At 70.4% G+C, this 12,124-nt stretch carries 15 protein-coding genes and 1 tRNA gene; 8 read left to right on the top strand and 8 right to left on the bottom strand.

Annotated elements, in window-relative coordinates; all coding sequences use genetic code 11:
• Positions 1-122: 122 nt before the first annotated feature.
• Complete coding sequence (locus OG226_RS33965) at positions 123-764, top strand: DedA family protein (protein ID WP_329351025.1); 642 nt, start codon at positions 123-125, stop codon at positions 762-764.
• Positions 765-1,051: 287 nt separating this feature from the next.
• Here OG226_RS33965 and OG226_RS33960 read toward each other — a convergent pair whose 3' ends face one another.
• Positions 1,052-1,276 carry a DUF2277 domain-containing protein gene (locus OG226_RS33960; protein ID WP_328683613.1) on the bottom strand — a complete coding sequence of 75 codons (225 nt, stop codon included), beginning with the start codon at positions 1,274-1,276 and terminating at the stop codon, positions 1,052-1,054.
• Positions 1,277-1,398: 122 nt separating this feature from the next.
• Here OG226_RS33960 and OG226_RS33955 point away from each other — a divergent pair, with 122 nt between their 5' ends.
• Complete coding sequence (locus OG226_RS33955; protein ID WP_329351024.1) at positions 1,399-2,304, top strand: ketopantoate reductase family protein; 906 nt, start codon at positions 1,399-1,401, stop codon at positions 2,302-2,304.
• Between the two features lie 46 nt (positions 2,305-2,350).
• Here the strand turns inward: OG226_RS33955 and OG226_RS33950 are convergent, their stop codons facing one another.
• Together OG226_RS33950 and OG226_RS33945 are read right to left on the bottom strand one after the other, a co-directional pair.
• Positions 2,351-2,851: a GNAT family N-acetyltransferase gene (locus tag OG226_RS33950; protein WP_328683611.1), complete on the bottom strand. Its 501-nt coding sequence runs from the start codon at positions 2,849-2,851 to the stop codon at positions 2,351-2,353.
• Between the two features lie 75 nt (positions 2,852-2,926).
• A complete protein-coding gene (locus OG226_RS33945; protein ID WP_328683610.1) occupies positions 2,927-3,499 on the bottom strand; it encodes an SMI1/KNR4 family protein in 573 nt (190 codons plus the stop codon).
• Between the two features lie 92 nt (positions 3,500-3,591).
• Here OG226_RS33945 and OG226_RS33940 point away from each other — a divergent pair, with 92 nt between their 5' ends.
• A complete protein-coding gene (locus OG226_RS33940; RefSeq protein WP_328683609.1) occupies positions 3,592-3,942 on the top strand; it encodes a hypothetical protein in 351 nt (116 codons plus the stop codon).
• A gap of 132 nt (positions 3,943-4,074) precedes the next feature.
• Here the strand turns inward: OG226_RS33940 and OG226_RS33935 are convergent, their stop codons facing one another.
• Positions 4,075-4,443, bottom strand: a complete 369-nt coding sequence (locus OG226_RS33935) for a hypothetical protein (RefSeq protein WP_329351023.1) — start codon at positions 4,441-4,443, stop codon at positions 4,075-4,077.
• A gap of 102 nt (positions 4,444-4,545) precedes the next feature.
• Here OG226_RS33935 and OG226_RS33930 point away from each other — a divergent pair, with 102 nt between their 5' ends.
• Complete coding sequence (locus tag OG226_RS33930; protein ID WP_329351022.1) at positions 4,546-4,926, top strand: hypothetical protein; 381 nt, start codon at positions 4,546-4,548, stop codon at positions 4,924-4,926.
• Positions 4,877-5,188 carry an HAD hydrolase-like protein gene (locus OG226_RS51675; RefSeq protein WP_443067019.1) on the top strand — a complete coding sequence of 104 codons (312 nt, stop codon included), beginning with the start codon at positions 4,877-4,879 and terminating at the stop codon, positions 5,186-5,188. The genes OG226_RS33930 and OG226_RS51675 overlap by 50 nt, the downstream gene beginning before the upstream one ends.
• On the opposite strand, the gene OG226_RS33925 is transcribed toward OG226_RS51675, so the two are convergent.
• Positions 5,145-5,219: transfer RNA gene (locus OG226_RS33925), tRNA-Val, on the bottom strand. The two genes, OG226_RS51675 and OG226_RS33925, sit on opposite strands and share 44 nt — an antisense overlap.
• A gap of 214 nt (positions 5,220-5,433) precedes the next feature.
• Here OG226_RS33925 and OG226_RS33920 point away from each other — a divergent pair.
• Positions 5,434-6,243, top strand: coding sequence for a DUF4097 family beta strand repeat-containing protein (locus tag OG226_RS33920; RefSeq protein WP_443066933.1), 810 nt, complete (start codon positions 5,434-5,436; stop codon positions 6,241-6,243).
• Between the two features lie 71 nt (positions 6,244-6,314).
• Positions 6,315-7,745: a hypothetical protein gene (locus OG226_RS33915; protein ID WP_329351021.1), complete on the top strand. Its 1,431-nt coding sequence runs from the start codon at positions 6,315-6,317 to the stop codon at positions 7,743-7,745.
• 60 nt (positions 7,746-7,805) lie between these two features.
• Here the strand turns inward: OG226_RS33915 and OG226_RS33910 are convergent, their stop codons facing one another.
• Positions 7,806-8,666 (bottom strand): SDR family oxidoreductase, encoded by an 861-nt coding sequence (locus OG226_RS33910; RefSeq protein ID WP_329351020.1) that lies wholly within the window; start codon positions 8,664-8,666, stop codon positions 7,806-7,808.
• Between the two features lie 114 nt (positions 8,667-8,780).
• Between OG226_RS33910 and OG226_RS33905 the strand changes: the two genes are divergently transcribed.
• Positions 8,781-9,488 carry a TetR/AcrR family transcriptional regulator gene (locus OG226_RS33905; RefSeq protein WP_329351019.1) on the top strand — a complete coding sequence of 236 codons (708 nt, stop codon included), beginning with the start codon at positions 8,781-8,783 and terminating at the stop codon, positions 9,486-9,488.
• Between the two features lie 68 nt (positions 9,489-9,556).
• On the opposite strand, the gene OG226_RS33900 is transcribed toward OG226_RS33905, so the two are convergent.
• Entirely contained in the window at positions 9,557-10,726 is a 1,170-nt protein-coding gene (locus tag OG226_RS33900; RefSeq protein ID WP_328683603.1) for an amidase domain-containing protein, read from the bottom strand.
• Between the two features lie 109 nt (positions 10,727-10,835).
• Positions 10,836-12,116 carry a hypothetical protein gene (locus tag OG226_RS33895; RefSeq protein ID WP_328683602.1) on the bottom strand — a complete coding sequence of 427 codons (1,281 nt, stop codon included), beginning with the start codon at positions 12,114-12,116 and terminating at the stop codon, positions 10,836-10,838.
• Positions 12,117-12,124: the final 8 nt, after the last annotated feature.

Raw genomic sequence — 12,124 nt, 5'->3', positions numbered from 1 at the left:
GAACACGCTGTGCGGATCACACGCGCCCCCCGTGAATCTCCTGTACCCACTCAGGCGTACGCTGTATGGCTGTCACTGGCCGCCTTTGCCGCGGCCCACGGGGGAGTTCACGGGGAGACGCGTTGTTCGAGAGTGTGGGGTCGCTGACCGGCAGCCCATGGATCTACGCCATGGTCGCCCTGTCCGTACTCCTTGATGTGTTCCTGCCGGTTCTGCCGAGCGGTGTCCTGGTCATCGCGGCCGCGACGGCGGCGGCAGCGGGCACCGGCGCGGCGGCGGACGCCGTTCCCGTCCCGCACGAGGTCCCCAGCATCCTGGCGCTGATCGCGTGCGCCGCGACCGCGTCCCTGCTGGGCGACCTGGTCGCGTACCGGCTGGCCTGGCGCGGCGGCGCCCGCCTGGACCGCGCGATCTCCCGCTCCCGCCGCCTCACCACCGCGCAGGAACGTCTCGGCCTCGCCCTGGCCCGGGGCGGCGGCGCCCTGGTCATCCTGGCCCGCTTCGCCCCCGCCGGCCGCTCGGTGGTCTCCCTCGGCGCAGGCGCCGCCCACCGCCGAGCCCGAGACTTCCTCCCCTGGTCAGCCCTCGCGGGCCTGTCCTGGGCGGCCTACAGCGTGGCTCTCGGGTACTACGGGGCGCAGTGGCTGGGGGCGACGTGGCTGGCGACGGGGGTCTCGTTGCTGGCGTTGTTCGGGGCGGGGGCGGGCGCGGCGTTCGTGATGCGGCGACAGCCGGGGGTGACGGCGGAGGTGAGCGCCCCTTAGGGGGCGCGGCTTCGCTACGGACCGGAGGCACGGTTTCGTTTCTTAGGGGCACGCGTCCGCTTTGGATCAGGACCGCGCGTCCGCCTTTCAGGAGCGCGGCTTCGCTACTGACCAGGGGCGCGCGTCCGCATTTCAGGGGCGCGAGGAACTGCGCGACCAGCCCCCACCGGCCGGCACCTTCGCCACGGACCGGAGGCGCACGTTCGTCTTTAGGGGCGCAGGGCTGTGTCAATGTGCGGCTTCGCCGCGTGGGCGCGACCAGCCCCCACCGACCCCCGCTTCGACCACTACGCTCCCCTCGACGCCCCCCTCACCTCAAGCCCGGCCAGCAATTCAGCCGTAGCCGAGGCGATCACATCAACCGCGTGGTCGAAGACCTCGCGGTTGTGCGCGGCCGGCGCCCGGAACCCGGAGACCTTGCGCACGAACTGCAACGCGGCGGCCCGAACCTCCTCCTCCGTGGCCTCGTCAGGCAGGACAGGCGGTCGAAGCGTCTTGATACTGCGGCACATACCCCCAGTCTCCCGCGTCCGCGGCGATACCGCCGCCCCTCTCCCGAACACACCTGCGATGATCCTTCCGAGGCGGCCACCGTCACCACGCACGGGGCCGACCGACGAGAGGACACAACAACATGGCGAACAACGAACTCACCGTGGCGGTACTGGGCCCCGGCGGCGTAGGCGGCCTGCTCGCGGCGCTCCTGTCCCGCGCCGGCCACCGCGTGATCTGCCTGGCCGGAGCGGAAACGGCCGACACCCTCCGCACGAACGGAATCCAGATCCGCAGCGCCCGCTACGGCGACTTCACCGCCCCGGTGGAGGCGGACACGGAACTCCGCGAACCGGTGGACGCCTGCCTGATCACGGTCAAGGCCACGACCCTGGACGCGGCCCTCACCCGAGTCCCGGCGAAGACCCTGGGAGACGGCCTCCTCGTCCCGTTCCTGAACGGCGTAGAACACCCGGCACACCTACGCGCCCGTTACACCCCCACCCAGGTCGCCCCCGCGATCATCAGGGTCGAGTCAACCCGCACCGCCCCAGGGGTGATTGAACACGGCAGCCCGTTCGCGGAGATCGACCTGACAGGCGACCCGGTCCCCCGCGAACGCCTCGACACACTGGCGGCGGCACTGAACGCGGCCGGCCCCGCCACCCAAGTCCTGCCCGACGAGACGGCCGCACTCTGGGCCAAGATGACCTTCCTGGCCCCCCTCGCCCTGCTCACCACCCGCTACGACCTCCCCCTGGGCGACGTACGCACCCGCCACCGCGAGGAGTTGACGGCCCTGCTGGAGGAGACCGCGGCGGTGAGCCGTTCGTACGGCGGCCCCTCGGACGCGGCGGGCGCACTGGCCCGCTACGACACGTTCCCTCCGCAGACCAAGTCGTCGATGCAACGTGACGCGGAGGCCGGCCGCCCGCTCGAACTGGACGCGATCGGCGGGACGTTGCTCCGGGCGGCACGGCGACAGGGAATCGCGGTACCGGTAACGGCAAGGCTGGTAAGGGAGTTGGAGACACCGAGCCCCAACTGACAAACAGGTCACCCTTCGACAAACAGGTGACCATCCGACCGGCGGGTCACCCTTGGAGGTCGACCCGCCAGTCGTTGGAGGTGATCCAGTGCCCCTTCGGGTACTCGAACTCCACCTCACCGACCAGCGTGAACCCGGCTTTCCGGCACACCGAGTTGGACGCCGGATGACCGACGCTCGGAAAGGCGTGCAGATACCGGTGCCGCCCATCGGCCCGCGCCACATCGACAACGGCTCGGGCCGCCCGGGCAGCGAGCCCACGCCCCTGGAACTCGGGCAGGACACCCCACCCGGTCTCCCACACCGACTCCCCCCGCCACTCCCGCTCCCAGAACCCGATCGAGCCGACGGTCTCCCCACTCCCCGCCAACTCGACCCGGTACATGCACCCCCGCCCCAGCACGAGATACCGCCGATGCCGAGCCTCAAGCCGCGCCTCGCTCTCGGGACCCCCCAAGTGCGCGGTCATCTCAAGGCTGTTGTTCCGCTCCAACAACCAGAAGTCACCCGCACCCCAGGGCTGAAGCCTCACGAGTTCCACGTCCATGCCGAGCACCCTAGGCGGACCCACTGACATCCCGCTTCGTCGACCTCTTCAACTCCGGTCCATCAAGCGGGGCGTTCAGGGGCGCCGCAGCCATGCGTCGTACCAGGTGCGGAAATCCGGGCTCACCGGGACGAAGCCACCCCAGTCCGGGTCGAGCCGCCAGACCTCTCCCCTTCGCGGGCCGTTCAGGATCAGCCTGACGTAGATGCCGCAGCCCTCCTCGGCCAGCATGAGCGTGCCCGGGGTCAGCTCACAGGCCGAGGGGCCGATGCGGCCGGGAAGGGGTTCGGCGAGGGGGAACGGTCCGGCGAGCCTGCCCGGCAGCCGGTCCTCTTCCCACTCGTCGTCCACGGCCCACTCGTCGTCCACGGCCCGCTCCTCGCCGGTCTCCAGGCGACGAGGGACGGCCAACGGCATCAACCCGTGGCCGGGACCGGCAGGTCCGTCACCCACCTCCATGACGAAGGACCGGTACTCCGCCGGCAGATCGATGCCATGGGCCGCCTCGAACGCCCCGACCTCCGCCTCCGACAGCGCAGGCGACAGCTCGTACCGGTGCGTATTCGCCCCGAAGCGCGCCCGGTCCGGGTCCCGCGCCGCCAGCTCCCGCATCCGCGAGCGCACGCCGTCCTCGTCCCAGGCCTCCATCCAGCGACCGTAACAACGACTTCCCCAACCCGATCGTGTGAAGTCCCCCAAGGAACTCGCGACCCAAAATCGAACAGGCGTAGCATTAGCGCGTGGCTACGACCTATGACTTCCCGAGTGACCTCCTCGCCGGTCAGGAGGAGCTGCATCAGGTCCGGAACGAGCTGTCGGCCCTGCTGAAGCGGCTGCCCTGGTCGGTCGAGCCCCTGGACGGGTTCAGCGATGTGGGCGGCTGGCGCAAGGTGGAGCGCCCCGCGTCCCCGGGCTGGACGCCCGACGAACAGGCCGAGGTGGAGAAGCTCCGGCAGCGCGAGCACGAACTCGCGGTCTTCGTCAGCGGCCACCGTTTCTGGACGGAGGTCGCGGCGACGGAGCGCGTGGAGGGCCGGATGCGGCTGAAGCGCGCCCACGAGACGCCTCCGGCGGACGGCGAGGGCGACTGAGGGGACCAGGACGATTGGGGCGGCCGGGGCGGCCGGGGCGACACGAGTTGGCGTAAGCCTTGGCGAGTTGACGTAAGCGCTGGATCGTCGGAGCGGGGGAGGCGATCACAGGTGCGGGTGGTCCCGCCTCAACTACGGCTTCCGCAGCACCCGTTGGGCCACCACCAGGACCGTCACGGCCCCCACGGCACCCACAGCCCCAACGGCACCGACGGCCCGGAAGCCGCGCGTGGACCGCCACGACAGCACCGACCACCGCGACTGCGCGGACAGCACCGACCCCGTACTCAGCCACGACCCGGCCGAGACCAACGAGAGGGCCGAGCCGATCGACCCGACCGACAACGCGCTCCCGATCGACCCCACGGAGAGGCTCGACCCGACGGACCCGATGGAGAGCACCGACCCCACCGAGCCGATCGACAACACCGAGTCCTTGGACCAGAGGGACAACACGGAGCCGCTTGCGGCAGCGCCGGGTCCGGTGCGAGGTCTGCTCATGAACCCATCCTGCCCAGGATCCCCGGAAACCGCGACACCACCGAACCGAAATGGCCGACGCGGTCACCCGCCACCACCTCAACTCCCCACCCCGGCAAGGAAATGTCGGGCTGGCCCGACGGCATGACCGATGCCGACGACGCGTCCTCCGTACCGGCCTCAGCCGAGCCGCACCGGCTGTCGCCGCGCGACGAGTCCCGCGTGGCCCTGGCCCTGACGCTCCGTCAATTGACCGACTCCGTACCGGATGCCGTACCGGTCGAGCCGGACCCCGCACCGGGCGACCTGCTCCGAACCGCCCCGCACCTTCAGCGTCGTATGGACGACGTCGTACGGGAGCCGGTGGTCGCCGAGCGCGAACACGGCACCACCTGGAACGAGATCGGCGACGCCGCTCGTCGGGTGGGAGAAGCCGCACCGTCTGATCTTCGAGGTGGCGTTGGACCGGGCCGGGTCTCCCGGGCGGGTCTGGATGGTCGGTGACAATGCGGTGGCCGATGTCGCCGGTGCCCAGGCCCTCGGGATTCCCGCGATCCTCGTCAGTCCGGGACAGGGCGACGGGTTGCGACCGGCCGTGCGGCGCCTCCTCGACGGCGATGTGGCTGGGGATGGGGATGGGATGGGGATTCCCCGCAGACCCCGGCCACGGGAAGAGGCCTCCCGGAGATCTCTCCGGAAGGCCTCTGACCTGCTGCTCATCCTGGTGGGCGCGGACGGTTTCGAACCGCCGACATTCGCCTTGTAAGGGCGACGCTCTACCCCTGAGCTACGCGCCCAGGACGAGTCGACAGCCTACATTGCCGGGGGGCCTGTCCTGCAAACCCGTATCGCCGGGGAAGAAGGTCCGGGGGAGGTCAGGGCACTCTCGGGGGTTTACCCCACCCCGAGTCCGGGAGTGCGCCGGATGCCCCCGCGGAGCGCCGCTCCCTACGGTCGGGGGGAGCCGCAGGAGTCACCGGGACTCCTCGTCCGTCCCAGGGGGAAATCACCGTGACCCGCACCGGCGCCGACAGCCACACTCGTAGCCGCACCCGCACCACCCGCGCCCTCACCGCCACCAGCACCCTCGCCGTGCTCCTCCTCACCGCCACCGCCTGCGGGACCGCGTCCGCCGGGGACGACAAGCACCCCGATCACCGCACCTTCGCCCTGGCCGGTCGTACGCTCACCATCGACTCCGACGACTCCGCGCTGGAAATCGTCGCCGCGGACTCGAATCCGGGCGGGAAGATCGAGGTCACCCGGTGGTGGCAGGGGAGCGTGGCGATCGGGTCGGATCCCAAGGTGACCTGGGCGATGAAGGGTGACCGGCTGGTGCTGCGGACGAAGTGTTCCGGGGTGATCGCCGACTGCTCGGTCAAGCACCGGATCGAGGTGCCGGGCGGGGTCGCCGTGAAGGTGGAGGACGGGGACGGGAGTGTGCGGGCCCGCGGGTTCGCCGACGCGCTGAACATCCGTACGCACGACGGGTCCGTCCATGTCACCGACTCCACCGGGCCGCTGACCCTGCACAGCGGGGACGGTTCCGTGCACGCCGAGGTGTCGTCCCGGCAGGTGCGGACGACCACCGGTGACGGATCGGTGCACCTCGAACTCGGCGCCGTACCCGACCTGGTGGAGTCCAGCAGCGGCGACGGGTCCGTGACGATCGCGTTGCCCGCGGGCGCCGCCAAGTACCGCGTGAGCACCAAGACCGGGGACGGATCGGTGGATGTGTCGGTGCCCCGGGACTCGTCGAGTTCTCATGTGGTGACCGCCCACACCGGCGACGGGAAAGTCACGGTGCGGAACGCGAACTGACCGGCCCGTGTGTTCGTCCTCTACCGGTGGGAGAATGACAACGGTCAGGACGGACAACACGGGAGAGGGATGTGACGGCGACACCAGCACAGCCGTATTCGCCGCTCACAGGGCCCCGGCGCGGTCCCACCGCCGCCCGTGCCCCGCACCTCGAACCCCCCGCCGGTATCTCTCGCGCCGCCCTCGACACCCTCACCCTGGTCAGCCTCCCCCTGCTCGCGGCCCTCGCGCTCACCCTCCCCGCCGCCTTCGCCGGTGGCGGCACCCGGCGCTGGTTCGGCGGGCGGGCGGAGAGCCAGCGGGCCGAGGCACAGGCGGCGAAGGACGCCGCGGCAGCGGCGTTCTACGAGCTGGACACCGCCCAGCGGGATCTGCGGATCTCGATAGACACCATCACCGCGGTCGACGACTCGCCGGCCGCCCGCCGCGCGGTCACCGACTTCGAGGCACTGGGCCGCCGTATCGACGAGGCCAGCGGCCGGTACATCAACGCCGTCGACGCGCACGACCTCGACCGCGACGACCTGGAAGCCGCCGCCGCGAACCGTGCCCGCACCGAACTGACGGCTGCCAAGGACCAGTTGGGGCAGGTCAAGCAGGAACTGGACCGGTTCGAGAGCGGCCTCGGGCCGCTGCTCGGCAAGGCCGAGACCCAGCTCGCCCGGCTGGCGCCCGCCGTCGAGCGCGCCCGGCAGGCACTGCTCGCCGCCAGCAACGCCCTGGACGCCGTACGGGCATCCGGGCTGCGCGCCGACGCTCTCGCCGCCCGGCTCGCCGCGCTCGCACCGGAGCTGACGAAGCTGAACCAGGGCGCCGGGCAGCACGGCGTACCGCAGACGCTGGAGCGGGCCACCCAGGCCGCCCGGGAGGCCGAGGCCATCCGGGCCGAGGCGGAGCAACTGCCCGCGCGGGCCGCCGAGATCGACCATCGGCTGGTCTCCCTGCGCACCCGCGCCCAGGCGCTCACCACCCGCGCCGGTCAGGTCGACCCGGTGCTCAGCGAGCTGCGGCGGCGCTTCTCCGCCGCCTGCTGGCAGGACCTCCAGCAGGTGCCGCAGCAGGCCGGCGAGAACGTACGGCAGGCCGAGCTGAAGCTGAAGGAGGCGCAGGCCGCCCGGGACGCGCAGCGCTGGCCGGACGCCACGTCCCTGCTGTCGACCGTACGGGCGCTGCTGAACACCACCGACGAGGCCGTGTCGGCCGCCGGTGACCGGCTGCGCCGGCTGAACGCCGTGCAGAAGGACCCCCAGCAGGAGATCGACCGCACCCGCTTCGCGATCCGCGACGCCCAGCGCCTGGCGATGTCCGGCCGCACCACTCCCGAGCCCCGCCACGCCCGCCCGCTCGACGACGCCGTAGCCCGCCTCGACCGCGCGATCGCCACGCTGGAGGGCCGCCACCCCGACTACTGGCACTTCCTGACAGAAACGGAAGCGGTACGCCAGTCCGTGACCCGGGTGGTCACCCAGATCCGCGAGGAACGTGGAACCCCGGGGCACTGAAGCGCCCAGAGGGGCGCGCGGAACGGCGCGACCAGCCCCCACCGGCCCGCACATTCGAAACTACCGAGCCAGCGCAGCTTCAAGCACCTCCCGCAATGACGTCGGCGCCCTCCCAACAACCTCCCCCAGCACCGGACTCACCTCCGCGAACTCCCCCTCCCTGCTTGCCTGGAACAACCCCACAAGCAGATCCGCCTGCTCCGTCGGCACGCCATGCGAGACCAGCCCCGCCCGATACTCCTCATCCGTCACCGTCACCCGCTTGATCGTGCGGCCCGTGATCGACGAGGCCAGAGCCGCCACCTCCGCGAGGTCGAGCGCCTCCGCACCGGTGAGCGGCGGGGTCACCCCGTCGAACCGGTCCTCCTCCACCAACGCCAGCGCCGCCGCCTCCGCCAGGTCCGCGTGCGCCGTCCAGGACACCGGTCCGTCCTCCGGCGCGGACAACTCGCCGGTCTTGAGGGCCGCGCCGAGCAGCATCACGGTCGTAGCGGCATAGAAGCCGTTGCGCAGCGACGTGTACGGCACGCCCGATGCCCGCAGCGCGGCCTCCGTCTCCGCGTGGTCCGGCATCGGGGCGAAGGGCGAGGCCGGGTTCGCGCCCATGTGGCTGGTGTAGAGGATGCGGCGGGCACCGGACTCGCGGGCCGCCGCTATCGCCGTACGGTGCTGCCGTAGAGCCGTGTCGCCCGTGCTCGCGGCGGACACGAGGAGGATCTGCTCGGCGCCCTCGAAGGCGTCGGCCAGGCTCGCGGGGTCGCCGAAGTCGCCCCGGCGGACCCGGACGCCCCGTTCCGACAGTCCCTTGGCCCGCTCCGGGTCGCGGACGCTCACGGCGATCCGCTCGGCGGGGACCCGGGCGAGCAGCCGGTCCACCACTCCGCTGCCCAGTTGCCCATTGGCTCCGGTGACGACGATCACGACGACTACCTCCAGGAAGAACAACGCAGGAACAACGCACATCAACCGCTAACGCCAATGACAGTAGCACCGCTACCGAACAGGCGCTAACGATATTCTGTTAGCGTTCCGCTCATGCCTGCCGACGACGACCACCGCGCCCCCCGCGACCGCATCCTCGCCGCCACCGCCCGGCTCCTCACCGAGGGTGGTCGGGAGGCCGTGTCGACGCGGGCCGTCGGCACCGCGGCCGGGGTCCAGGCGCCGACCATCTACCGGCTGTTCGGCGACAAACAGGGGCTGCTCGACGCGGTCGCCACGGAAGGCTTCGCGGCCTACCTCGACAGCAAGACCGACCTCGCGCCCACCGCCGACCCGGTCGCCGACCTGCGCGCCGGCTGGGACCTGCACATCGGCTTCGGACTCGCGAACCCGGCGCTGTACCTGCTCATGTACGCCGAGCCCCGGCCCGACGCGACCCCGCCGAAGGCCGCCGTCGCGGGCGCCGAGATCCTCGCCGGGCACATCCACCGCATCGCCGAGGCGGGCCGCCTCCGGGTCAGCGAGGAACGCGCCGCCCAGCTCGTGCACGCGGCCGGCAGCGGTACGGCGATCAGCCTCATCGGCCTGCCCGAGGACCGCCGCGACCTCGAACTGTCCACGCTGGCAAGGGAGTCCGTGATCTCCGCGATCACCACCGGGGCCCCGGTGAGCGACTCCCCCGGCCCGGTCCCCGCCGCCGTCGCCCTGCGCGCGGTACTCCAGCGGACCGACGTCCTCACCGACGGCGAGCTGAGCCTCCTGCGCGAGTGGCTCGACCGGATCGCCCGCGGCACGCCGTAGACGCGCATCGGCCCCCCGTCGCTACCGAGGCGACGGGGGGCCGATGAAGCCGTGCAGGACTACGAACCTCAGGTGCGGTACGCGTAGTAGTACGCGTTCGGGTACGACGCGATGAGGCTCGCCACCGACCTGCGCAGGGTGTTGTTCGAGTGGTACGTGACGTACGGGACGCCGTTGCTCTTGGCCGTCACGATCATCGTGTGGTCCTTGGCGCCGTCGCGGTCGAAGTCCATCTGGAGGACGTCGCCGACCTCCAGCTGGTAGACGTTCGCGAGCGGGGTGGTGCGCTTGGAGTTCTGCGCGAACCAGGACCACTCGTTGACGCCGACGAAGGAGTCCGACTGGATGTCCGCGGTGCCGAACCACTTCGTGTAGTCGTACACATAGCCCGGGACGTGCTTCCAGCCGCCGGCCTTCAGGGACTGGCTGACGAAGTTGGTGCAGTCGCCGCCGTCCGCGTGGCCGTTGAAGTCCGGGTAGGCGGTGTTGTAGACGTTCCAGTACTTCTCGGCGTACGCCGCCATCGCCTTGTAGTCGTACGTCGTGCTCGTCTTCGGGACCGCCACCGGGTTGCGGGTGGTGGCCGCGCGCGGCGCGTCCGGCGTGGTGTTGCCGTCGTCGGCCGGGGCGGGCGACGCCTTGACCGCGGGCTTGGACAGCGTGTTGACGGCGAGGCCGCCGGTGTCGGTGTCCTCGATCTTCGACAGCTGCCAGGTGCCCTGCTGGTCGGCCCTGAAGGTCAGCTCGTGGTGGGCCTGGAAGCCGGTGGTCTTCGGCTCGCTCCCCTTGGCCTTCGCGTACGTCAGCGTCGTCGTCTCGGTGACGTCGGCCTTCGCGGTACGGCCGGTCACCCGGGTCGCGTCCAGCGTGACCTTGGTGGTGCCCGTGCTGTACGTCTCGCCGAGCTTCGCGATGCTGCTCTGGCGGCCGCGCAGCTGACTCAGCGCCGACTTCTCGTCGCGCGACTGGGTGCTGGAGAGGCGGACGTCGCCGGAGAAGCGCGAGGTGCTCTGCTTCGTCGTGGCCCCGTGGACGAGCGCCTGGGTGCGGTCGGTGAAGACCGCGTCGGCCAGCTTCTGGAAGGTCGCCTTGGTCGCGGCGTTCACGGTCGGGTCGTCGACGACGGCAGCGCCCGCGCTCCAGTTGGGCACGAGGGCGACGCCGGCGACGACCGAGGCGGCGGCCGCCGAGATTATGGCCGTGCGGCTCCGCTTACGGCTCAGTTTTCTGGATTTCAATGGTGTTCCCCTCTACGCCGGTACGCCTACCGGGCGAGGGCATCTTCGCACGCCATGTGTGGCTCCTGTGAAGGGGGTTGCACTTGGTCACTTCACCAGTCCCGAGAGGTCACTTGACCACCGTGGACCAGTCGGGCGACTGAGCGGGGTCCAAGCTGCGCAACTGCTGCAAAGTCTGGGGCGACTGCACATCCATCCAGTCCGAAAGTTCCCTGAACGAGACGCACTTGACGCCCTTCTTCGTGCAGATCTTCGGGATGATCTGGTCGATGGCCTTCATGTAGATGCTGCCGTTCCAGTTCTCGAAGTGGTTTCCGATGAACAGGGGCGCCCGGCTGCCGTAGTAGACGCGGTTGAAGCCGGCCATGTACGAGTCGACCGTCTTCTTCTCCCAGTCGGCGAACTTCGCGGGGTCGCCCTGGGTGGCGCCGCCCGACTGGTTGTAGAGGAAGTTGAAGTCCATCGACAGGGCCTGGATGTTGTTCCCGTAGGGGAGCAGTTCGAGCGGGAAGTCCCAGAGGCCGTCCTTCTTGGTGGGCCATATCTGGAAGTCGCCCGGGGAGCTGGCGTCGTAGCGCCAGCCGTAACCCTTCAGCGCCTTCAGGAGGTTGGGCTGGCCCTCCAGGCAGGGGGCGCGTCCGCCGACGACCTCCTTCTTGAAGTCGAAGGGCAGGGCCGGGATGTCGGTGTAGCCGGTGTTGGTCTTCCAGTTCTCGACGAAGGAGAAGAACTGGTCGATCTCGCTCTTCCACTGCGCGACGCTCCAGTCACCGCCGCCCTTGGCCTCGCAGAAGTGGCCGTTGAAGTGGGTGCCGATGTCGTTGCCCTGCTCGTAGGCCAGGCGGAGTTGTTCCAGGGTGTCGCGGATGTGCTGGTCGGTGGGGAAGTCGATCGCCGCCGAGCCCACCGCGTGCATCGGCGGGTGGTAGAGGTCCCTCTTGCTCTTGGGCAGCAGATAGATGCCCGTGAGGAAGAAGGTCATGTGGGCGTTGTACTCCTTCGCCATCTCCCGGTAATGCGAGAAGAGTTTGTCGTCCCCCTGCAGCGCGCCGTCCCAGGAGAAGACCACGAACTGGGGTGGTTTCTCACCGGGCTTGAGCGGCACGGCCTTCAACTGGTCCTTCTGCGGCCCCGTGTACGAGGTCGAGCCGTCCCCCAGCACCTTCGTCTTGCCGTCCCAGGCGGGTTCCTTCGTCGACTTGGGCGTGGCGTTCTTGCCGGCCGACGCGGTGGGCGCCGTGTTGTCCCGGTTCAACACCAGATACCCGGTCACCAGTGAGGCGACGACAAGGAACACGGCCAGCGTGAGGAACCCCGGCTTCGGAGTACGACGGCGCGGTTCAGGGGCTCTGCGGCGGCGGCCGGACGGTGCCTTCGTCCGAGGCTTCATGGGCGGCT

Source organism: Streptomyces sp. NBC_01261 (assembly GCF_036226385.1).
Classification (GTDB): domain Bacteria; phylum Actinomycetota; class Actinomycetes; order Streptomycetales; family Streptomycetaceae; genus Streptomyces.
Note: the sequence above shows the minus strand (reverse complement) of the source record. Positions and strands in the feature narration are given on the sequence as shown.

Bases quoted from the DNA above. Each gene is read 5' to 3' on its own strand.
- OG226_RS33960 (WP_328683613.1), bottom strand. From the start codon at position 1,276: ATGTGCCGCAGTATCAAGACGCTTCGACCGCCTGTCCTGCCTGACGAG.
- OG226_RS33955 (WP_329351024.1), top strand. From the start codon at position 1,399: ATGGCGAACAACGAACTCACCGTGGCGGTACTGGGCCCCGGCGGCGTA.
- OG226_RS33950 (WP_328683611.1), bottom strand. From the start codon at position 2,851: ATGGACGTGGAACTCGTGAGGCTTCAGCCCTGGGGTGCGGGTGACTTC.
- OG226_RS33945 (WP_328683610.1), bottom strand. From the start codon at position 3,499: ATGGAGGCCTGGGACGAGGACGGCGTGCGCTCGCGGATGCGGGAGCTG.
- OG226_RS33935 (WP_329351023.1), bottom strand. From the start codon at position 4,443: ATGAGCAGACCTCGCACCGGACCCGGCGCTGCCGCAAGCGGCTCCGTG.
- OG226_RS33930 (WP_329351022.1), top strand. From the start codon at position 4,546: ATGTCGGGCTGGCCCGACGGCATGACCGATGCCGACGACGCGTCCTCC.
- OG226_RS33905 (WP_329351019.1), top strand. From the start codon at position 8,781: ATGCCTGCCGACGACGACCACCGCGCCCCCCGCGACCGCATCCTCGCC.
- OG226_RS33895 (WP_328683602.1), bottom strand. From the start codon at position 12,116: ATGAAGCCTCGGACGAAGGCACCGTCCGGCCGCCGCCGCAGAGCCCCT.